Origin of the sequence: Pseudomonas sp. CFBP 8770, from assembly GCF_014841705.1 — a bacterium.
Lineage (GTDB): Bacteria > Pseudomonadota > Gammaproteobacteria > Pseudomonadales > Pseudomonadaceae > Aquipseudomonas.
Genome location: NZ_JACYUL010000009.1, coordinates 13,532 through 29,331, shown reverse-complemented (window position 1 = coordinate 29,331; position 15,800 = coordinate 13,532). Strand labels below are relative to the sequence as shown.

The window sequence follows — 15,800 nt, the reverse complement described above, 5'->3', positions numbered from 1 at the left end:
CGTTGGCGCCTGGTCGGTGCACGGGGTCGCCTAGCGCGCGCCCCGACGCCCCCACCAGCGGTCCACAGCCAACACCAGCACGGAGCAGCCAAGGAAGGCCATCAATACGCCCAGTGCATTCAACCAGACCTGCCCCATGCCCAGCTTCGAAACGTCCAGGAACGGATAAGGGTAGACGCCGATGCTCTGTCCACGCAGCAACAGGTAGGCGAAATACACCAGTGGATAGATCGCCCACGCCAGTACGTGCCACAGGCGCAACGTACCTTTGGGCACGCAGCACGCCCAATACACCACGAACGCGACCGGCAGCACATCGTGCAGCAACTCGTTGGCCAGCCATTGCCAGCCCTGAGGCTGCCAGAGGTTGCGCAGCAACAAGCTATAGGCAACGCCTACCACCACGATGCTGACCAGCACCCCGCTGCTCACCGCTGGTCGCAGGCAGAGCCGACGCCACATCGAATCGCGCTTCGACACGTGGGCAGTCAACACGCCAGCCACTGCCGTATTGGTGAGGATGGTGAAGAAGCTGAAGAAATGCACCAACCCACCCAGCAGGCTCGCTTCGATCTGCCAGCGCGACCACAGCACCAGGTACAGCTGCAAGGCCAGGGCAAACCAGGTGCCGGCCGCGGCCAGTGCAACCAGCCGGCGTTCGGCCGGGATCAACGCTTGCCGCGCTGCAGTTGCACATAGAGCCGCTCGACTTTCTCCCGCGCCCAAGGCGTCTTGCGCAGGAAGGTCAGGCTCGACTTGATGCTCGGGTCGCTCTTGAAGCAGCGGATATCGATCCGTTGCGCCAGTCCTTCCCATTGGTAATGCGCCACGAGCGCAATGAGGATCTGCTCCAGCGTCACGCCGTGCAGGGGGTTGTGTGTAGGCTCATGCATGCCAGGCTCCAAAAGCGGCGGGGCAGAAGGTGCGCACCTTAACCAACGGGCACGGTTGCGCAAAGCTTTTATTGGGCCACCTCAGTGGGGCGCAAAGGCTATCGAAGCGGGCGCTGCGCGTGCCCGTGCCCTGCGGCAGGTCGCCGCACTGTTGCAGTTTCGGCAACTGACCCTCTTTCAAACCCGGCTTTAAAAGCGGGGCCTCGAGCTATATCCTTCCGCTGCAACAAACTGAAACGTTTCACTTTTGAAAAATAACGAAGCGCTTCTCGAACAGCTTCGGACCCACCAGAAGAACCCTCTGCCAATGCCTCTTACTGCCCCCTCACGCCCCATGGCGTTTTTGCCGTTCACCGCGTTACTTGCGCTGGGTACCCTGGGCACCAGCCAAAGCGCTGTTGCCCTGCCCGCCTTCGATTCGCAGTCTCCGTTCATGTTCGGCGACTGGAACGGCACCCGCGGAGATCTTTCCGCCAAAGGCTACGATTTCAAGCTCGACTACACCGGCGAAGTCGGCAGCAACCTGCACGGCGGTTACAACCACGACCATGCCACGCGCTACAGCGACCAGTTTGCGTTGGGCGTGCACATGGACCTGGAGAAGATCCTCGGTTGGCACGACGCCGAGTTCCAGCTCACCCTGACCGACCGCAACGGCGACAACATCAGCAACGACCGGATCAACGATCCGCGTGTCGGCGGTTTCACATCGGCGCAGGAAGTCTGGGGTCGCGGCAACATCACGCGGATCACCCAGCTGTGGTACCAACAGAAGTTCTTCGACCAGCGCCTGGATATCAAGGCCGGTCGCTTCGGTGAAGGCGAAGAATTCAACAGCTTCCCGTGCGACTTCCAGAACCTGGCGTTCTGTGGATCGCAGGTGGGCAACTGGGTCGGCAGCGTCTGGTACAACTGGCCGGTGAGCCAGTGGGCGTTGCGTATCAAGTACAACATCACGCCGCAGTTGTATGCCCAGGTCGGCATTTTCGAGCAGAACCCCTCGAATCTGGAGAACGACAACGGCTTCAAGCTCAGCGGCAGCGGTACCGAGGGCGCCATGCTGCCGGTCGAGCTGATCTGGAAGCCTACGCTTAACGGGCTGCCGGGCGAGTACCGCGCCGGCTACTACTACAGCACCGCAGACGCCGACGACGTCTACAAGGACCGCAGCGGCCAGCCTGCCGCCATCACCGGCCAGGACTACCGCAGCGCTTCCAGCCGCCACGGTTTCTGGCTGGGTGCCCAGCAACAGCTGACCCGCATCGCCAGCGACAACTCGCGGGGCCTGAGCGTGTTCGCCAACGCCACCTTGCATGACAAGAAAACCAACGCGATCGACAACTACGTCCAGGCCGGCGTCGTCTACAAGGGTCTGTTCGATGCGCGTGCGCGCGATGACATCGGTTTCGCTGTGGCCAGGGTCCACGTCAACCCGGCGTATCGCAAGAACGCCGAGTGGCACAACCGTACCCTCGCGATCAGCGATTACAACGATGCCGCGTACCTGCCGATCCAGGACACCGAATACAGCGCCGAGCTCTACTACGGGGTTCACATGGCCAACTGGCTGGTGCTGCGACCGAACCTGCAATACATCCGCCACCCGGGCGGCGTCAGCCACATCGACGACGCATTGATTGGCGGCTTGAAGATTCAAGCATCGTTCTGAAACTAAACGGCGCTGAAATACCCTTACACACACGAGCTCAGAAAAACTTGAACTCTGCTGAACCATTTGAACATGACGGAGAAAACTCACTATGAGCACTGACGGTGCTTTGCGTCGGTCGCGCCTGCTGCCCAAACTTCTGGGTATCGTGATGCTGCTGATGGGCCTGGCCTTGCTGGCCGGCGGTATCAAACTGGCCACCTTGGGTGGCTCGCTGTACTACCTGATCGCCGGTATCGGCGTAGGCTTCACCGGCGTGCTGCTGCTGCAGGGTCGTCGCTCGGCCATTGGTCTGTATGCAGCGGTATTGTTCGCCAGCACCGTCTGGTCGCTGTACGAAGTGGGTCTGGACTGGTGGCAACTGGTGCCGCGTCTGGCCTTGTGGTTTGCCCTGGGCGTGGTCCTGCTGCTGCCCTGGTTCCGCAAGCCACTGCTGCGCCAGCCTGCGCCCAAGGCCACGGCTGCGCTGAGCATCGCCGTGGTGCTGGCGGGCCTCTGCGCACTGGCCAGCCAGTTCACCAACCCTGGTGAAATCAAAGGCGAGCTGGACCGCGAAACCGCCAACATGCCCAACACCGCACCGGCGATGCCCGACGGTGACTGGAACTCCTACGGTCGCAGTGCCCATGGCGATCGCTACTCGCCACTGGCGCAGATCACCCCGGAGAACGTCAGCAAGCTGACCCCGGCCTGGACCTACCGCACCGGCGACATCCCTGGCCCGAACGATCCGGGCGAGACCACTGCGGAGAACACCCCGCTCAAGGTCAACGGCATGCTCTACGTGTGCACGCCGCACAGCCAGGTCATCGCCCTGGACCCGGACACCGGCAAGGAAATCTGGCGTTTCGACCCGAAGATCAGCACGCAGAACGCGCCGAACTTCAAGGGCTGGGCGCACATGACCTGCCGTGGCGTGTCGTATCACGATGACGCAGCCTACGCCGCCGCCAGCCCGGCCACCGACGCCAGCGCACCTGCGGCTGCGCCGACTGCCTGCCCGAAGCGCATCTTCGTGCCGACTGCCGACACCCGTCTGATCGCCCTGAATGCCGACACTGGCAAGATGTGCGAAGACTTCGGTGACAAGGGCCAGATCGACCTGCGCGCCAACATCGGCGAGTTCGCCGCGGGTGGTTACTACTCCACCTCGCCACCGGCCGTGACCAAGAACCTGGTGGTGATCGGCGGCCACGTGACCGATAACGTTTCGGTGGACGAGCCTTCGGGCGTGATCCGCGCCTACGACGTGCACGACGGTCACCTGGTATGGAACTGGGACAGCGGCAACCCCGACGACACCACGCCGATCGCTGCGGGCCAGACCTATACCCGCAATTCGCCGAACATGTGGTCCATGTTCAGCGTCGATGAAAAGAACGGCATGCTGTACCTGCCCATGGGCAACCAGATGCCCGACCAGTGGGGCGGCAACCGCACTCCCGAGTCGGAGAAGTACAGCGCTGGCCTGACCGCGCTGGACATCGACACGGGCCATGTGAAGTGGACCTACCAGTTCACCCATCATGACCTGTGGGACATGGACGTGGGCGGTCAGCCTACCCTGATGGACCTCAAGACCGCCGATGGCGTGAAGCCGGCCGTGCTGGCCTCGACCAAGCAGGGCAGCATCTACGTGCTGAACCGCTTGACCGGCGAGCCGATCGTGCCGATCCAGGAAGTACCGGTGCCCCAGGGCGCGGTGGAAGGCGACCATACCTCGCCGACTCAACCGAAATCCGACCTCAACTTCATGCCACCGGTCATGCAAGAACGCGACATGTGGGGTGTGACGCCATTCGACCAGATGCTGTGCCGGATCGACTTCAAGTCGCTGCGCTATGAAGGCCCGTTCACTCCGCCTTCGCTGCAGGGCACCTTGGTGTACCCAGGCAACTTCGGCGTGTTCGACTGGGGCGGCCTGTCGGTCGACCCAGTTCGCCAGGTGGCGTTCGTCAACCCAAGCTACATGGCCTTCCGCTCCAAGCTGGTGCCTGCTGCAGAAGTGGCCGGCGGCCCTGGTCGCAAGAGCGAAACCGAGGGTGTGCAGCCCAACAAGGGCGCGCCGTACGGGGTAATCCTGGAGGCGCTGCTGTCGCCAATGGGCCTGCCTTGCCAGGCGCCTGCCTGGGGCTACGTGGCTGCGGTCGACTTGACCACTCACCAGACCATCTGGAAACACAAGAACGGTACCGTGCGCGACAGCTCGCCTGTGCCAATCCCGTTGAGCATGGGCGTGCCGAGCCTGGGTGGCGCTTTCACCACCGCCAGCGGCGTGTCGTTCCTCAGCGGTACGCTTGACCAGTACCTGCGTGCCTACGATATCCGTAACGGCAAGCAGCTGTGGGAAGGTCGCCTGCCTGCAGGCGCACAGACCACGCCGATGACCTACACCGGCAAGGACGGCCGTCAGTACGTGCTGGTGGTCGCTGGTGGGCATGGCTCGCTGGGCACCAAGCAAGGTGACTACGTGATGGCGTTTGCACTGCCTGAAAAAAAGTGATGTCGATGTAATGAAAAACGGCTCCTTCGGGAGCCGTTTTTTTTGAGTGTGTCAGTGACGACCATTCACCCCCCTACTTCTCGATCACCTCTCCGCGCTGCGCCGCCAACCGGGCCAACAGCCGATTCTGCGCCGGCACCGGAACACCCTGGGCTTCCATGGCCTTGATCAGATCCTCCACCAGCGCGTTGAACTCGCTGCGGCTGATCTGCTGGCCCTTGTGCGCTTCCACCATGTCATCCCCGGTGTACTTGCACGGCCCGCCCGCCTCGACACAGAACTTGTCGATCAACTGCACACGCAGCAACTCGATGTTGACGTTGCGAAAGTGCGCCACGATTCGCTCATCCCGGGCCACGTTCAACAACATCCCCTCCACGATCCGGCTGATCCCCGGTTTGCCACCCAGCGCCTGGTACAGGCTGTCGTCCTTGGCCGGCTGCTGGTGCCCCGTACAGGCACCCAACAGCAGGGCCATGCCCAGCACACACATGCGCATGTCAAAAACTCCCTTGCACAGACAGGTAGGTACCGTTCTGATTGTCCAGCGTGGCGATCTCGCCCAGCCTCGCGTAAGCCAGCACGATCGCCAGATGCTTGTTGGGGAAATACCCCAGGAACACATCCGCCCAGTCGCTTTCGCCGGCGAACGACAGGTTGTCCGGCTTCTCGCGGTACTCCACGCCCAACGCCCAGCGCGGGTTGAACAGCACGGCCAGCGAGCCCTCCTTGAGCAGGCTGCGGCTGTCGCGGCGATCACCGCCGAAACCCAACAGGCCCAGTTCGTTGGCGCGGCTGTAGCGCACACCGCCATTGACCAGCAGGTTGTAGCCAAACGCTGCGCCCATGAACAGGCGACTGGCCGTCAGGTAACCCTCGACATCTTCGTCACGCTTGGCGCCGACCAGGCTGGGAATGAGGAAATCCTTCTGCCGCTTGTACGCCAGGCCCAGCGCCACCTGTGGCAGGTGGTCGTAGATCAGGTCACCGAACAGACGCACCTTCACCCCGAAAACATCCTGGCTGAGGCTGTCTTCGGGCAGCCCCAGCTTGTGCACCAGCGACCCCAGGTCGAAGCGTTGTCGGGCGTAGGAGAATTCGATGCGATTGTCGTAGCTGGCCGCCATGCCTGCCACGTCGAGCCGGTAGTCCGGCAGGTCCACGCGGGTGGCAAATGCCGTCGCGCCCCACTCACCCTGCTCGCCATAGCCGGAAAGCACCGCCCAGGGCGTGATCCCCCCACCGGCGGCGCCGTCGATACTGCTGGCACCGCCGGTGGCCAACAGACGGCCCTCGTTGGCCTGGAGCGACGGTTGCCAGCACAAGGCCAGCGAGCACAACAACATGGCTTTTCGCATCATGACATCAATGAACCACGACAATTGAAATGCGCGAGGACTGCTGCATCCAGGCTTCGAAGGCGACAGCGGTCAGCGGCCGGCTGATCAGATAGCCCTGGGCGGTGTCGCAGTTCCAACGTTCGAGCAAGCGCAGGCTGTGTTCGTATTCGACGCCCTCGGCCACGACTTTGAGGCCCAGGTTGTGGCTCATTTCGATGGTGGACCGCACGATCACTGCATCCTCACTGGTTTCGTCGAGGTTGCGCACGAACGACTGGTCGATCTTGAGCTCCTGCACCGGCAGACGCTTGAGGTGGGCCAGCGACGAATAACCGGTGCCAAAGTCGTCGACAGACAAGCTGATACCGCAGTCGCGCAGGCTGTTGAGCACCTTCAATGCCTTCTCGGGCTCGCGCATGATCGCGCTTTCGGTGATCTCGAAAATCAACTGCTCGGCCGGCACCTGGTGCAGGCCCAGCAGACGCACGACCCGCTCGGGCAGGTCGGAACCCAGCAGGTCGTCCGCCGAGATGTTCAGCGACAACTGCACGACCAAGCCGCGCGTGTTCCATTCGCTCAACTGTCGAATGCCTTCCTCGATAACCCACCGGGTCAGCGTCTGGATACTGCCGGTGCGCTCGGCCAGCTCGATGAATTCACCGGGCGAGACATTGCCCAACTGTGGATGCTGCCAACGCAGCAAGGCTTCGGCCTGGCGTACCTGCTTGTCGCGCAGGTCAAGCTTGGGCTGGTAGTGCAGGGACAACTCGTTGTTCGCGGCGGCCCGACGCAGGTCGCGGATCAGCCGCACCTGACGCTGGTGCGCGAGGTCACGACCGTGCTGATACACCTGCAGGCGACCCGGCATGTCGGCGGCGTCTTTCATCGCGATCGCCGAACGCGCCAGCAACTCCTCGGCACTCAGGCCGTCGGAGGGAAAAGCCGCGATGCCGATACGGCAGTCGATGGCAATGTCGTGGCCACCAAAACGGTGGGGTTGCAGCAGCACCTGTTGCAGTTTGTCGGCCACCGCCACGGCACTGTCGCTGTCGAGGTTTTCCAGCAGCAGGAGGAATTCGTCGGTGATCAGGTGCGCCACCGTGTCACCAGGCCGCACCAGTTCCAGCAGGGTCTGCGCAACTTGCTGGAGCAGTTTGTCGACGAAGGTCGGTCCGCCGCTTTCACTGAGCTCACGCAAATTGTCGATCCCGATGTACAGCAGGCCGATCGGTCGGTCAGCGGCAATGGCGCTGCCCAGTCGTTCCATCGCCAGCGTGCGGTTGGGCAAGCCGGTCAGGGCATCGTGCAAGGCATTGTGGGCCAGCTGCAGCTCGCGTTCGGCGATCCCGGCCTGCATGCGACTGATGGCCTGGGCCAGCACGCCCAGTTCGTCGGTGCGGTCCAGCGGTACGTCGGTCTGGTAATCGCCATGGCCAATGCGCCCGGCGGCCCGCGCCAGGCTCTGCACCGGCAGCGAGACACTGCGCGCCAGCAGCAAGGCACCCACCAGGGAGGCCAGCAATGCGGCGAAGGCAATGCCGAAGATATTGCGATCCAGGGCGACGAACGCGCGCATCGCCTCATCCAGCGGGCTCTGCAGCAGTGCCATGACCTTTCCGCCCTCCGGGCCACTGCTGCTGGCCAGCAGCAAGGGCTGGCTGAGGTAGGTACGTTCGTTGTGTTCGGAAAGGGAAATGTGTTGCGCCGCCGATTCATTGACCTGCATCCATTGACTGATGCTGGCGGACAATTCGGTCGGCTGGGTGCTCACCAGCGTGCCGACCTTGCCGGCCTCGGTGGTCAGGAAGGACACCTGCAAGTTGGTCAGCGAGTGCAATTCCTGGGCAAGGGTCACATCCATGCTGAAACCCATCACCACCCGCGCAATCGGCAGCGGTGCCAGCACCGGCGCTTCCACCAGCAAGTGCGGCAACCCCTGCAACGGCACGAACAGCATCGACTGGCTGGTTCGGCGGGCTTCGCGCAGCGCCGTGTCGTAGGGAAACACGCTGCCGGTGGGAACCTGATCCACGGTGCTGGCCAGTACACGACCGTCCATGCCCAACACGAACATGTCGGTGGCGCCGATGCGCGCGCCCTGGTTCTGCAGCGCCGAACGGATGGTCGGCGAGTCGCCGCTGGACACCGCATCGCGAAAACCGAAGTCGGCAGCCAGCAACTGCACGCCGTCGCGCAGGCGCCGACCACGCACATCCAGCAGACGCTCGAACACTCGCGTGCCCACTTGCAGCTGCTCGCGGGCCTGGGCGCGCACGGCATCGTTGGTGGCCACTTTCACGGCCACGGTCAAGGCCCCCACCACCACTGACAGCAGCAGAATGAGTACGCAGGCGATGCGCGCCTGGAAACTATTGCGCAGCTTCACCGGCAGCCTTTTTGAATGCATCGCTGAAAGCGCCGGTCGCCGGCTCCTGCGCAGCGTCGTCTGCCGCTGCCTCGACCTTCAGGGTGTAGTTCTGCGTCATGGCCGTAGCCGTCATGTCGATCTCGCCTCCTGGCTGTACTTGCGCATCCACGCTGCGCGGATGCCACAGGCTCACTTGGTAGCGGCCTGCGGGTAATTGATCGAAACGCACGCGCCCCTGCTGGTCGCTGACGGCGAACCAGGGATCATCGGTGACATAGATATAGCCAAGCATCCAGTCGTGGATATTGCAACCCAGGACTACCACACCAGGCTTGTCGAACAACTCCGGCTTGCTTGGCGTGCCCTCATAGAGCCGCAGCTCGAAGCGCTTGGCGGGCGAAAAGGAATACACCTGATGGCGGATATTGTCGCTGTTGGGGAATGAAACCGAGGTACCGGTGGCCACGGCTAGCACGTGCGGCAGGTACTTCTGCGCGCGCTGGTCCATGATCGCCGTGGCCTGCCTGGATCCGGCGGCCGCCGGCCCCCCGGACAGGCTGAGCACCGCGTCGGCCAGCGGCTTGCCGTCGGCCTGGGTGATACGTGCCTCGAAGGAGGCCGCGCTGACCCAAGTGCTGAGGACGAAACTGCCGAGCAAGGCGCCAAACCTGATCATGAAATTTACCTGACGGATGAAAGTGTCGCCTGCCGTGGCCTGCTAGGGCTACAAGCCCGGTTACAACCTTATCGGCAGCCGGCTGCAAAGCTTCAGTGCAACCATTGAAACCAGTCGCACCCTGCCCCATCTAAGCAGCATAGTCATTGACGCAGGTGCCCCATGAGCGACCAGCAGGAATCCAACGAGAATCCGTCCGAAGATCTGGACAACGAGCACATCGAGCACTCGACCCACTCCAGCACCGAGCTGGCCCTGCCTGGGCAGAACCTGCCGGACAAGGTCTACGTCATCCCGATCCACAACCGCCCGTTCTTCCCCGCGCAGGTGCTGCCGGTCATCGTCAACGAAGAACCTTGGGCAGAAACCCTGGACCTGGTCGCCAACACCGAGCACCACTCGCTGGCGCTGTTCTTCATGGACACCCCGCCCGACGATCATCGTCATTTCGACACTTCCAGCCTGCCGCTGTACGGCACTTTGGTGAAAATCCACCACGCCAGCCGCGAAAACGGCAAGCTGCAGTTCGTCGCGCAGGGGCTGTCGCGCGTGCGTATCCGCACCTGGCTCAAGCACCATCGCCCGCCGTATCTGGTGGAAGTCGAATACCCGCAGCAGCCCATCGAGCCCACTGACGAGGTGAAGGCCTACGGCATGGCGCTGATCAACGCCATCAAGGAGCTGCTGCCGCTCAACCCGCTGTACAGCGAAGAGCTGAAGAATTACCTCAATCGCTTCAGCCCCAACGACCCGTCGCCGCTGACCGACTTCGCCGCCGCGCTCACCTCGGCCACGGGCAACGAGCTGCAGGGCGTACTCGACTGTGTGCCGATGCTGCGGCGCATGGAAAAAGTCCTGCCGATGCTGCGCAAGGAAGTCGAAGTCGCACGGCTGCAGAAAGAAATCTCCGCCGAAGTGAACAAGAAAATCGGCGAGCACCAGCGCGAGTTCTTCCTCAAGGAACAGCTCAAGGTCATCCAGCAGGAGCTGGGCCTGACCAAGGACGATCGCAGCGCCGACGTCGAGCAGTTCCAGCAGCGTCTGCAGGACAAGACCTTGCCGCCCGCCGCGCAGAAGCGCATCGACGAGGAAATGCAGAAGCTGTCGATCCTGGAAACCGGCTCGCCGGAATACGCCGTCACGCGCAACTATCTGGATTGGGCCACTGCCCTGCCATGGGGTGTGTACGGCAAGGACAAGCTCGACCTCAAGCACGCGCGCAAGGTGCTCGATCAGCACCACGCCGGCCTCGACGATATCAAGACGCGCATCATCGAATTTCTTGCCGTCGGCGCCTACAAGGGTGAGATCAGCGGCTCCATAGTGCTGCTGGTGGGCCCGCCGGGCGTGGGCAAGACCAGCGTCGGCAAGTCCATCGCCGAATCGCTGGGTCGTCCCTTCTATCGCTTCAGCGTCGGCGGCATGCGTGACGAAGCCGAGATCAAGGGCCATCGCCGCACCTACATCGGCGCCCAGCCGGGCAAGCTGGTGCAGGCGCTCAAGGACGTCGAGGTGATGAACCCGGTGATCATGCTCGACGAGATCGACAAGATGGGTCAGAGCTTCCAGGGCGACCCAGCGTCGGCGCTGCTGGAAACCCTGGACCCGGAACAGAACGTCGACTTCCTCGACCACTACCTGGATCTGCGCCTGGACCTGTCCAAGGTGCTGTTCGTATGTACTGCCAACACCCTGGATTCCATCCCCGGCCCGCTGCTCGACCGTATGGAAGTGATCCGCCTGTCCGGGTACATCACCGAAGAGAAAATGGCCATTGCCAAGCGCCATCTGTGGCCCAAGCAACTGGCCAAGGCCGGTGTCGACAAGAACCGCCTGACCATCAGCGACAGTGCGCTGCGCACGGTGATCGAAGGCTATGCCCGCGAGGCCGGTGTGCGCCAGCTGGAAAAACAGCTGGGTAAACTGGTGCGCAAAGCGGTGGTGCAGTTGATCGACAAGCCCGACGTGCCGATCAAGCTGGTACCCAAGGACCTCGAAGCCTCCCTGGGCATGCCGGTGTTCCGCAGCGAGCAGGTGCTGTCGGGCAAGGGCGTGATCACCGGCTTGGCCTGGACCAGCATGGGCGGCGCCACCTTGCCGATCGAAGCGACACGTATCCATACGCTGAACCGTGGCTTCAAGCTGACCGGGCAATTGGGCGAGGTGATGAAGGAGTCGGCAGAAATTGCCTACAGCTATGTCAGCTCCAATCTGGCGCAGTTCGGCGCCGATTCCAAGTTCTTCGACGAGGCGTTCGTGCACTTGCACGTACCCGAAGGCGCCACGCCCAAGGACGGCCCGAGTGCAGGGGTGACCATGGCCAGTGCTCTACTGTCTTTGGCCCGTGATCAGGCGCCGAAGAAAGGCGTGGCCATGACCGGCGAACTGACCCTGACCGGGCACGTGCTGCCGATCGGTGGCGTGCGCGAAAAAGTCATCGCCGCACGGCGGCAGAAGATCATGGAGTTGATCCTGCCCGAGCCAAACCGTGGCAATTTCGAAGAGCTGCCGGACTACCTCAAGCAGGGCATCACCGTGCACTTCGCCAAACGTTTTGCCGACGTCGCCAAGATCCTCTTCTGACCCATCCACCCCCTGTAGCGGCGGCGCAAGCCGCATCAGGGGGTATCGCGGCCGTTCAGACATCCCTCATGTACCGCCGACGCGGCTCGGGCGGTGGCCACGCCTCCAAACAACACAATCCTCTGTAGCAGCGGCGCAAGCCGCGTCAGGGGACATCGCGTCTGCTCAGACACACCTCATCTACCGCCGACGCGGCTCGCGCCGCTGCTACAACGGCCCCATCCGCCACACCCTTGCGCCCTGACGCGGCTCGCGCTGCTGCTACGACGGCCCCATCCGCCACACCCTTGCGCCCTGACGCGGCTCGCGCCGCTGCTACAACGGCCCCATTCGCCACACCCCTTGCGCGCTGACGCGGCTCGCGCCGCTGCTACAACGGCCCCATTCGCCACACCCCTTGCGCGCTGACGCGGCTCGCGCTGCTGCTACGACGGCCTCGTCCGCCACACCGTTGCGTCCTGACGCGGTTCGGGCGGTGGCCACAACGCCTCTAAACAACACGATCCCTGTAGCAGCGGCGCGAGCCGCGTCCGGCCCCGCCACCGCCCTACCAGACTCACCGCAATCTTCCCAAACGCGGCTCAGGTGCCTCACTCCTGCACATTCAACGAACTGGGTTATGCTTTCCAGATCCTCGTCCGTTCGGAGCCACCATGTCCGTCGTCCGCCTGATACTGCCCGCCAGCCTTGCCGCGCTCACGGCCTGCGCCCAGCAACCGCTTCACAGCGTCGTGCTGGAAAGTCAGAGCCAGTGCCCGGTTTTCCTCAGCGTCGACCAGACCATCACCCTGCAATTGCCCACCAACCCGAGCACCGGTTACCGCTGGCTGGTTCAGAATCCGGGCGCGAGTGTATTGCGCAGCCTCGGGCCGGAGGTCTACAGCCATCCCGAAGAGGCCGGTGTGGTCGGAGCCGCCGGGCAATCCACCTGGCGCTTCCAGGCGCGCACCCCAGGCCAGGGACACCTGATGCTGGTGCTGCAGCAACCCTGGGCCCCGGAAATCCCCCCAGCCCAAACCTTCAGCTGCGACATCACCGTAAAATAATCCGTAGGAGCGGTCATCGGCCGCGAAACGGGCACCGCCGTTCACCTGACACACCGCACAAACCCTTCGCGGCCACAGACCGCTCCTACAGCAAACCGCGTACCCCCTGTGGGAGCGGTCATCGGCCGCGAAACAGGCACCGCGGTTCACCTGACACACCGCACAAACCTTTCGCGGCCACAGACCGCTCCCACAGGAAACCGCGTACCCCCTGTAGGAGCGGTCATCGGCCGCGAAACAGGCACCGCGGTTCACCTGACACACCGCACAAACCCTTCGCGGCCACAGATCGCTCCTACAGCAAACCGCGTACCCTCTGTGGGAGCGGTCATCGGCCGCGAAACAGGCACCGCCGTTCAACTGCCACACCGCACATCCCACAAAAAATGCACCCCCGCCCTACATCCGCTAAAATGCCGCCCCGTTTTCCTGCAACCCGCCTGGATCGCCCCGTGAGCAAAGAGCCCGACCGCCTATTCGCCCAGCCCCTGAGCCAGGTCCCCGACTTCGCCTTCAACGAAGACGTGGTGCGCGTGTTCCCGGACATGATCAAACGCTCGGTCCCAGGCTACCCCACCATCGTCGAAAACCTCGGCGTGCTCGCGGCGCAATTCGCCAAGCCCAACACCACGCTCTACGATCTGGGCAGCTCCCTGGGCGCCGTCACCCAAGCCCTGCGCCGCCACGTGCGCGCCGAAGGCTGCCAGGTGATCGCCATCGACAACTCCCAAGCCATGGTCGAGCGCTGCCGCGAATACCTCAACGCGCAGAACTCCATGTTCCAGGAACTGCTCCCGGTCGACGTCATAGAGGGCGACATCCTGGCCCTGGACTTCAAACCCGCATCAGTCATCGCGCTCAACTTCACCCTACAGTTCATCCCCCCGGCCCAGCGCCTGGAACTGCTCACCCGCATCCATCAGGCCCTGGTCCCCGGCGGCGCACTGATCCTCTCGGAAAAACTGCGCTTCGAAGACGACCAGCAACACGACCTGCTCACCGACCTGCACATCGCCTTCAAACGCGCGAACGGCTACAGCGACTTGGAAATCGCGCAGAAACGCAGCGCCATCGAAAACGTCATGAAACCTGACAGCCTCGAAGAAAACCGCGACCGTTTGCTCGCCGCCGGCTTCAGCAAGGTCGTGCCCTGGTTCCAATGCCTCAACTTCGCCTCGATGATCGCCCTGCCATGATTGACCTGTCCCCGCTCGTCCGCCGCCTGGCCAACACCCCACTGGCCAACTGGGCCAATGGCCTGCAAGCCCAGCTCGACACCAAGATGGAAAAAGGTCACGGCGACCTCCAGCGCTGGCAGAGCGCCCTCGACGCCCTGCCCCCGGTGACCGCCTGCAACATAGACCTGGTCAACGGCCTGCGCCTGGACTGCGCCGACAACGCGGCTACCCGCGATCAAATGCGTGCCGCCCTGATGGGCCTGTCCCCGTGGCGCAAAGGCCCCTTCGACCTGTTCGGCGTCCACGTCGACACCGAATGGCGCTCGGACTGGAAATGGGACCGCGTCGCCCCCCACCTCGACCTGCGCGGCAAACGCGTGCTCGACGTCGGCTGCGGCAACGGTTACTACCAGTGGCGCATGCTCGGCGCCGGCGCCGACAGCGTCATCGGCGTCGACCCCAACTGGCTGTTCTTCTGTCAGTTCCAGACCGTGCAACGCTACCTGCCCGGCCTCCCCGCCTGGCACCTGCCCTTCGCCCTGGAAGACCTGCCCGCCGGCCTGGAAGGCTTCGACACAGTGTTTTCCATGGGCGTGTTCTACCACCGCCGCTCCCCCATCGAGCACCTGTTGGCGCTCAAGGACTGCCTGGTCAAAGGCGGCGAACTGGTCCTGGAAACACTGGTAGTGCCCGGCGACGAGCACCAGGTGCTGGTCCCCGAAGACCGCTATGCGCAGATGCGCAACGTCTGGTTCCTGCCTTCCGTCCCAGCCCTGGAAAAGTGGGTGCGCCGCGCCGGCTTCACCGACGTGAAATGCGTGGACGTGAGCATCACCACCGTGGCCGAGCAACGCGGCACCGAATGGATGAAATTCCAGTCGCTGAGCGACTTCCTGGACCCTGATGACCACAGCAAAACGGTCGAAGGCCTGCCGGCGCCGATGCGCGCAGTGATCACCGCCCGGAAATAGCCCATAAGCCTGGAAGGGGCAAATGGACGGTGAAATAAACGCCGTCGCACTTGCTTTCTTGCCGCTCATCGACTCCTTCACAGAACCATAAAAAAACCTTGAAACGGTTGCATTCGCTGCAAGCCAAGCCGGGCAAGGTTTTGCGCCCAGCACAGCGAAAATCTGGCTGTTTTCTAACCAGCTCATCGGGTTTGCAACCCGAACTCAAGCCTATATCCTGTGTCCACTTCTTACCAAAACCACCACATATGCGATTTTTGGTGCAAACCAAAGCGTTCAGGTCCTGGCCGGACGACTGGCACCAAGGTTGTAAAAAATACCCGTTTCGGCGGTTTTTTTGTGTCCTGGCGTGAACACGAGCAGGCAAAAAACCCTATAATCGCCGCCCACTTCAAGGACCTGAGACATGACCCATCGCGACATCGAAGCCGGCACGAGCACCTCGACCGAAGCTTGCCCGCGAAGTCAGCGTCTCAGCGCGCTCCAACCGGATCGTTGATAGCCCCCGCCAGGGCACCACGCTGAAAAAGCCTGGACCCGGCGACGCAACACGCACACAAAGCCAGCTTGCGC

The 15,800-nt window shown here is 63.0% G+C and carries 12 protein-coding genes; 6 read left to right on the top strand and 6 right to left on the bottom strand.

Annotated features, from left to right (window positions below; genetic code table 11):
* Nucleotides 1–30: 30 nt before the first annotated feature.
* Complete coding sequence (locus tag IFT98_RS18855) at nt 31–669, bottom strand: Pr6Pr family membrane protein (RefSeq protein WP_446730849.1); 639 nt, start codon at nt 667–669, stop codon at nt 31–33.
* The gene (locus IFT98_RS18850; protein WP_122476696.1) at nt 669–893 is read right to left on the bottom strand and encodes a VF530 family protein; all 225 of its coding nucleotides are present in this window, start codon (nt 891–893) and stop codon (nt 669–671) included. The genes IFT98_RS18855 and IFT98_RS18850 overlap by 1 nt, the downstream gene beginning before the upstream one ends.
* Before the next feature lie 307 nt (nt 894–1,200).
* On the opposite strand from IFT98_RS18850, the gene IFT98_RS18845 reads away from it, so the two are divergent.
* Together IFT98_RS18845 and IFT98_RS18840 are read left to right on the top strand one after the other, a co-directional pair.
* Nucleotides 1,201–2,562: a carbohydrate porin gene (locus tag IFT98_RS18845; RefSeq protein WP_192051076.1), complete on the top strand. Its 1,362-nt coding sequence runs from the start codon at nt 1,201–1,203 to the stop codon at nt 2,560–2,562.
* 91 nt (nt 2,563–2,653) lie between these two features.
* Nucleotides 2,654–5,065: a glucose/quinate/shikimate family membrane-bound PQQ-dependent dehydrogenase gene (locus IFT98_RS18840; protein WP_192051075.1), complete on the top strand. Its 2,412-nt coding sequence runs from the start codon at nt 2,654–2,656 to the stop codon at nt 5,063–5,065.
* A gap of 73 nt (nt 5,066–5,138) precedes the next feature.
* On the opposite strand, the gene IFT98_RS18835 is transcribed toward IFT98_RS18840, so the two are convergent.
* From IFT98_RS18835 to IFT98_RS18820, 4 genes are read right to left on the bottom strand one after another with little or no spacing between them, the layout of a single operon-like run.
* The gene (locus IFT98_RS18835; protein WP_192051073.1) at nt 5,139–5,564 is read right to left on the bottom strand and encodes a group I truncated hemoglobin; all 426 of its coding nucleotides are present in this window, start codon (nt 5,562–5,564) and stop codon (nt 5,139–5,141) included.
* Between the two features lies 1 nt (nt 5,565).
* On the bottom strand, nt 5,566–6,411 hold the full coding sequence (locus tag IFT98_RS18830; protein ID WP_244651027.1) for a DUF3034 family protein: 846 nt from the start codon (nt 6,409–6,411) through the stop codon (nt 5,566–5,568).
* Between the two features lie 19 nt (nt 6,412–6,430).
* Nucleotides 6,431–8,791 (bottom strand): EAL domain-containing protein, encoded by a 2,361-nt coding sequence (locus IFT98_RS18825; RefSeq protein ID WP_192051071.1) that lies wholly within the window; start codon nt 8,789–8,791, stop codon nt 6,431–6,433.
* The gene (locus tag IFT98_RS18820; protein WP_192051070.1) at nt 8,775–9,449 is read right to left on the bottom strand and encodes a methylamine utilization protein; all 675 of its coding nucleotides are present in this window, start codon (nt 9,447–9,449) and stop codon (nt 8,775–8,777) included. The genes IFT98_RS18825 and IFT98_RS18820 overlap by 17 nt, the downstream gene beginning before the upstream one ends.
* A 162-nt stretch (nt 9,450–9,611) precedes the next feature.
* Here IFT98_RS18820 and lon point away from each other — a divergent pair, with 162 nt between their 5' ends.
* From lon to cmoB, 4 genes are all read left to right on the top strand, one after another.
* On the top strand, nt 9,612–12,032 hold the full coding sequence (gene lon / locus IFT98_RS18815) for an endopeptidase La (protein ID WP_192051068.1): 2,421 nt from the start codon (nt 9,612–9,614) through the stop codon (nt 12,030–12,032).
* Between the two features lie 653 nt (nt 12,033–12,685).
* Nucleotides 12,686–13,078 (top strand): protease inhibitor I42 family protein, encoded by a 393-nt coding sequence (locus IFT98_RS18810; RefSeq protein WP_192051066.1) that lies wholly within the window; start codon nt 12,686–12,688, stop codon nt 13,076–13,078.
* A gap of 413 nt (nt 13,079–13,491) precedes the next feature.
* A complete protein-coding gene (cmoA, locus tag IFT98_RS18805; protein WP_192051065.1) occupies nt 13,492–14,274 on the top strand; it encodes a carboxy-S-adenosyl-L-methionine synthase CmoA in 783 nt (260 codons plus the stop codon).
* Nucleotides 14,271–15,227, top strand: a complete 957-nt coding sequence (gene cmoB, locus IFT98_RS18800; protein WP_192051063.1) for a tRNA 5-methoxyuridine(34)/uridine 5-oxyacetic acid(34) synthase CmoB — start codon at nt 14,271–14,273, stop codon at nt 15,225–15,227. Before cmoA ends, cmoB begins: the two co-directional genes overlap by 4 nt.
* Nucleotides 15,228–15,800 lie beyond the last annotated feature (573 nt).

Bases quoted from the DNA above. Each gene is read 5' to 3' on its own strand.
- lon (WP_192051068.1), top strand. From the start codon at position 9,612: ATGAGCGACCAGCAGGAATCCAACGAGAATCCGTCCGAAGATCTGGAC.
- IFT98_RS18835 (WP_192051073.1), bottom strand. From the start codon at position 5,564: ATGCGCATGTGTGTGCTGGGCATGGCCCTGCTGTTGGGTGCCTGTACG.
- cmoA (WP_192051065.1), top strand. From the start codon at position 13,492: ATGCCGCCCCGTTTTCCTGCAACCCGCCTGGATCGCCCCGTGAGCAAA.
- IFT98_RS18810 (WP_192051066.1), top strand. From the start codon at position 12,686: ATGTCCGTCGTCCGCCTGATACTGCCCGCCAGCCTTGCCGCGCTCACG.
- cmoB (WP_192051063.1), top strand. From the start codon at position 14,271: ATGATTGACCTGTCCCCGCTCGTCCGCCGCCTGGCCAACACCCCACTG.
- IFT98_RS18845 (WP_192051076.1), top strand. From the start codon at position 1,201: ATGCCTCTTACTGCCCCCTCACGCCCCATGGCGTTTTTGCCGTTCACC.
- IFT98_RS18830 (WP_244651027.1), bottom strand. From the start codon at position 6,411: ATGTTGTTGTGCTCGCTGGCCTTGTGCTGGCAACCGTCGCTCCAGGCC.
- IFT98_RS18840 (WP_192051075.1), top strand. From the start codon at position 2,654: ATGAGCACTGACGGTGCTTTGCGTCGGTCGCGCCTGCTGCCCAAACTT.
- IFT98_RS18820 (WP_192051070.1), bottom strand. From the start codon at position 9,449: ATGATCAGGTTTGGCGCCTTGCTCGGCAGTTTCGTCCTCAGCACTTGG.
- IFT98_RS18850 (WP_122476696.1), bottom strand. From the start codon at position 893: ATGCATGAGCCTACACACAACCCCCTGCACGGCGTGACGCTGGAGCAG.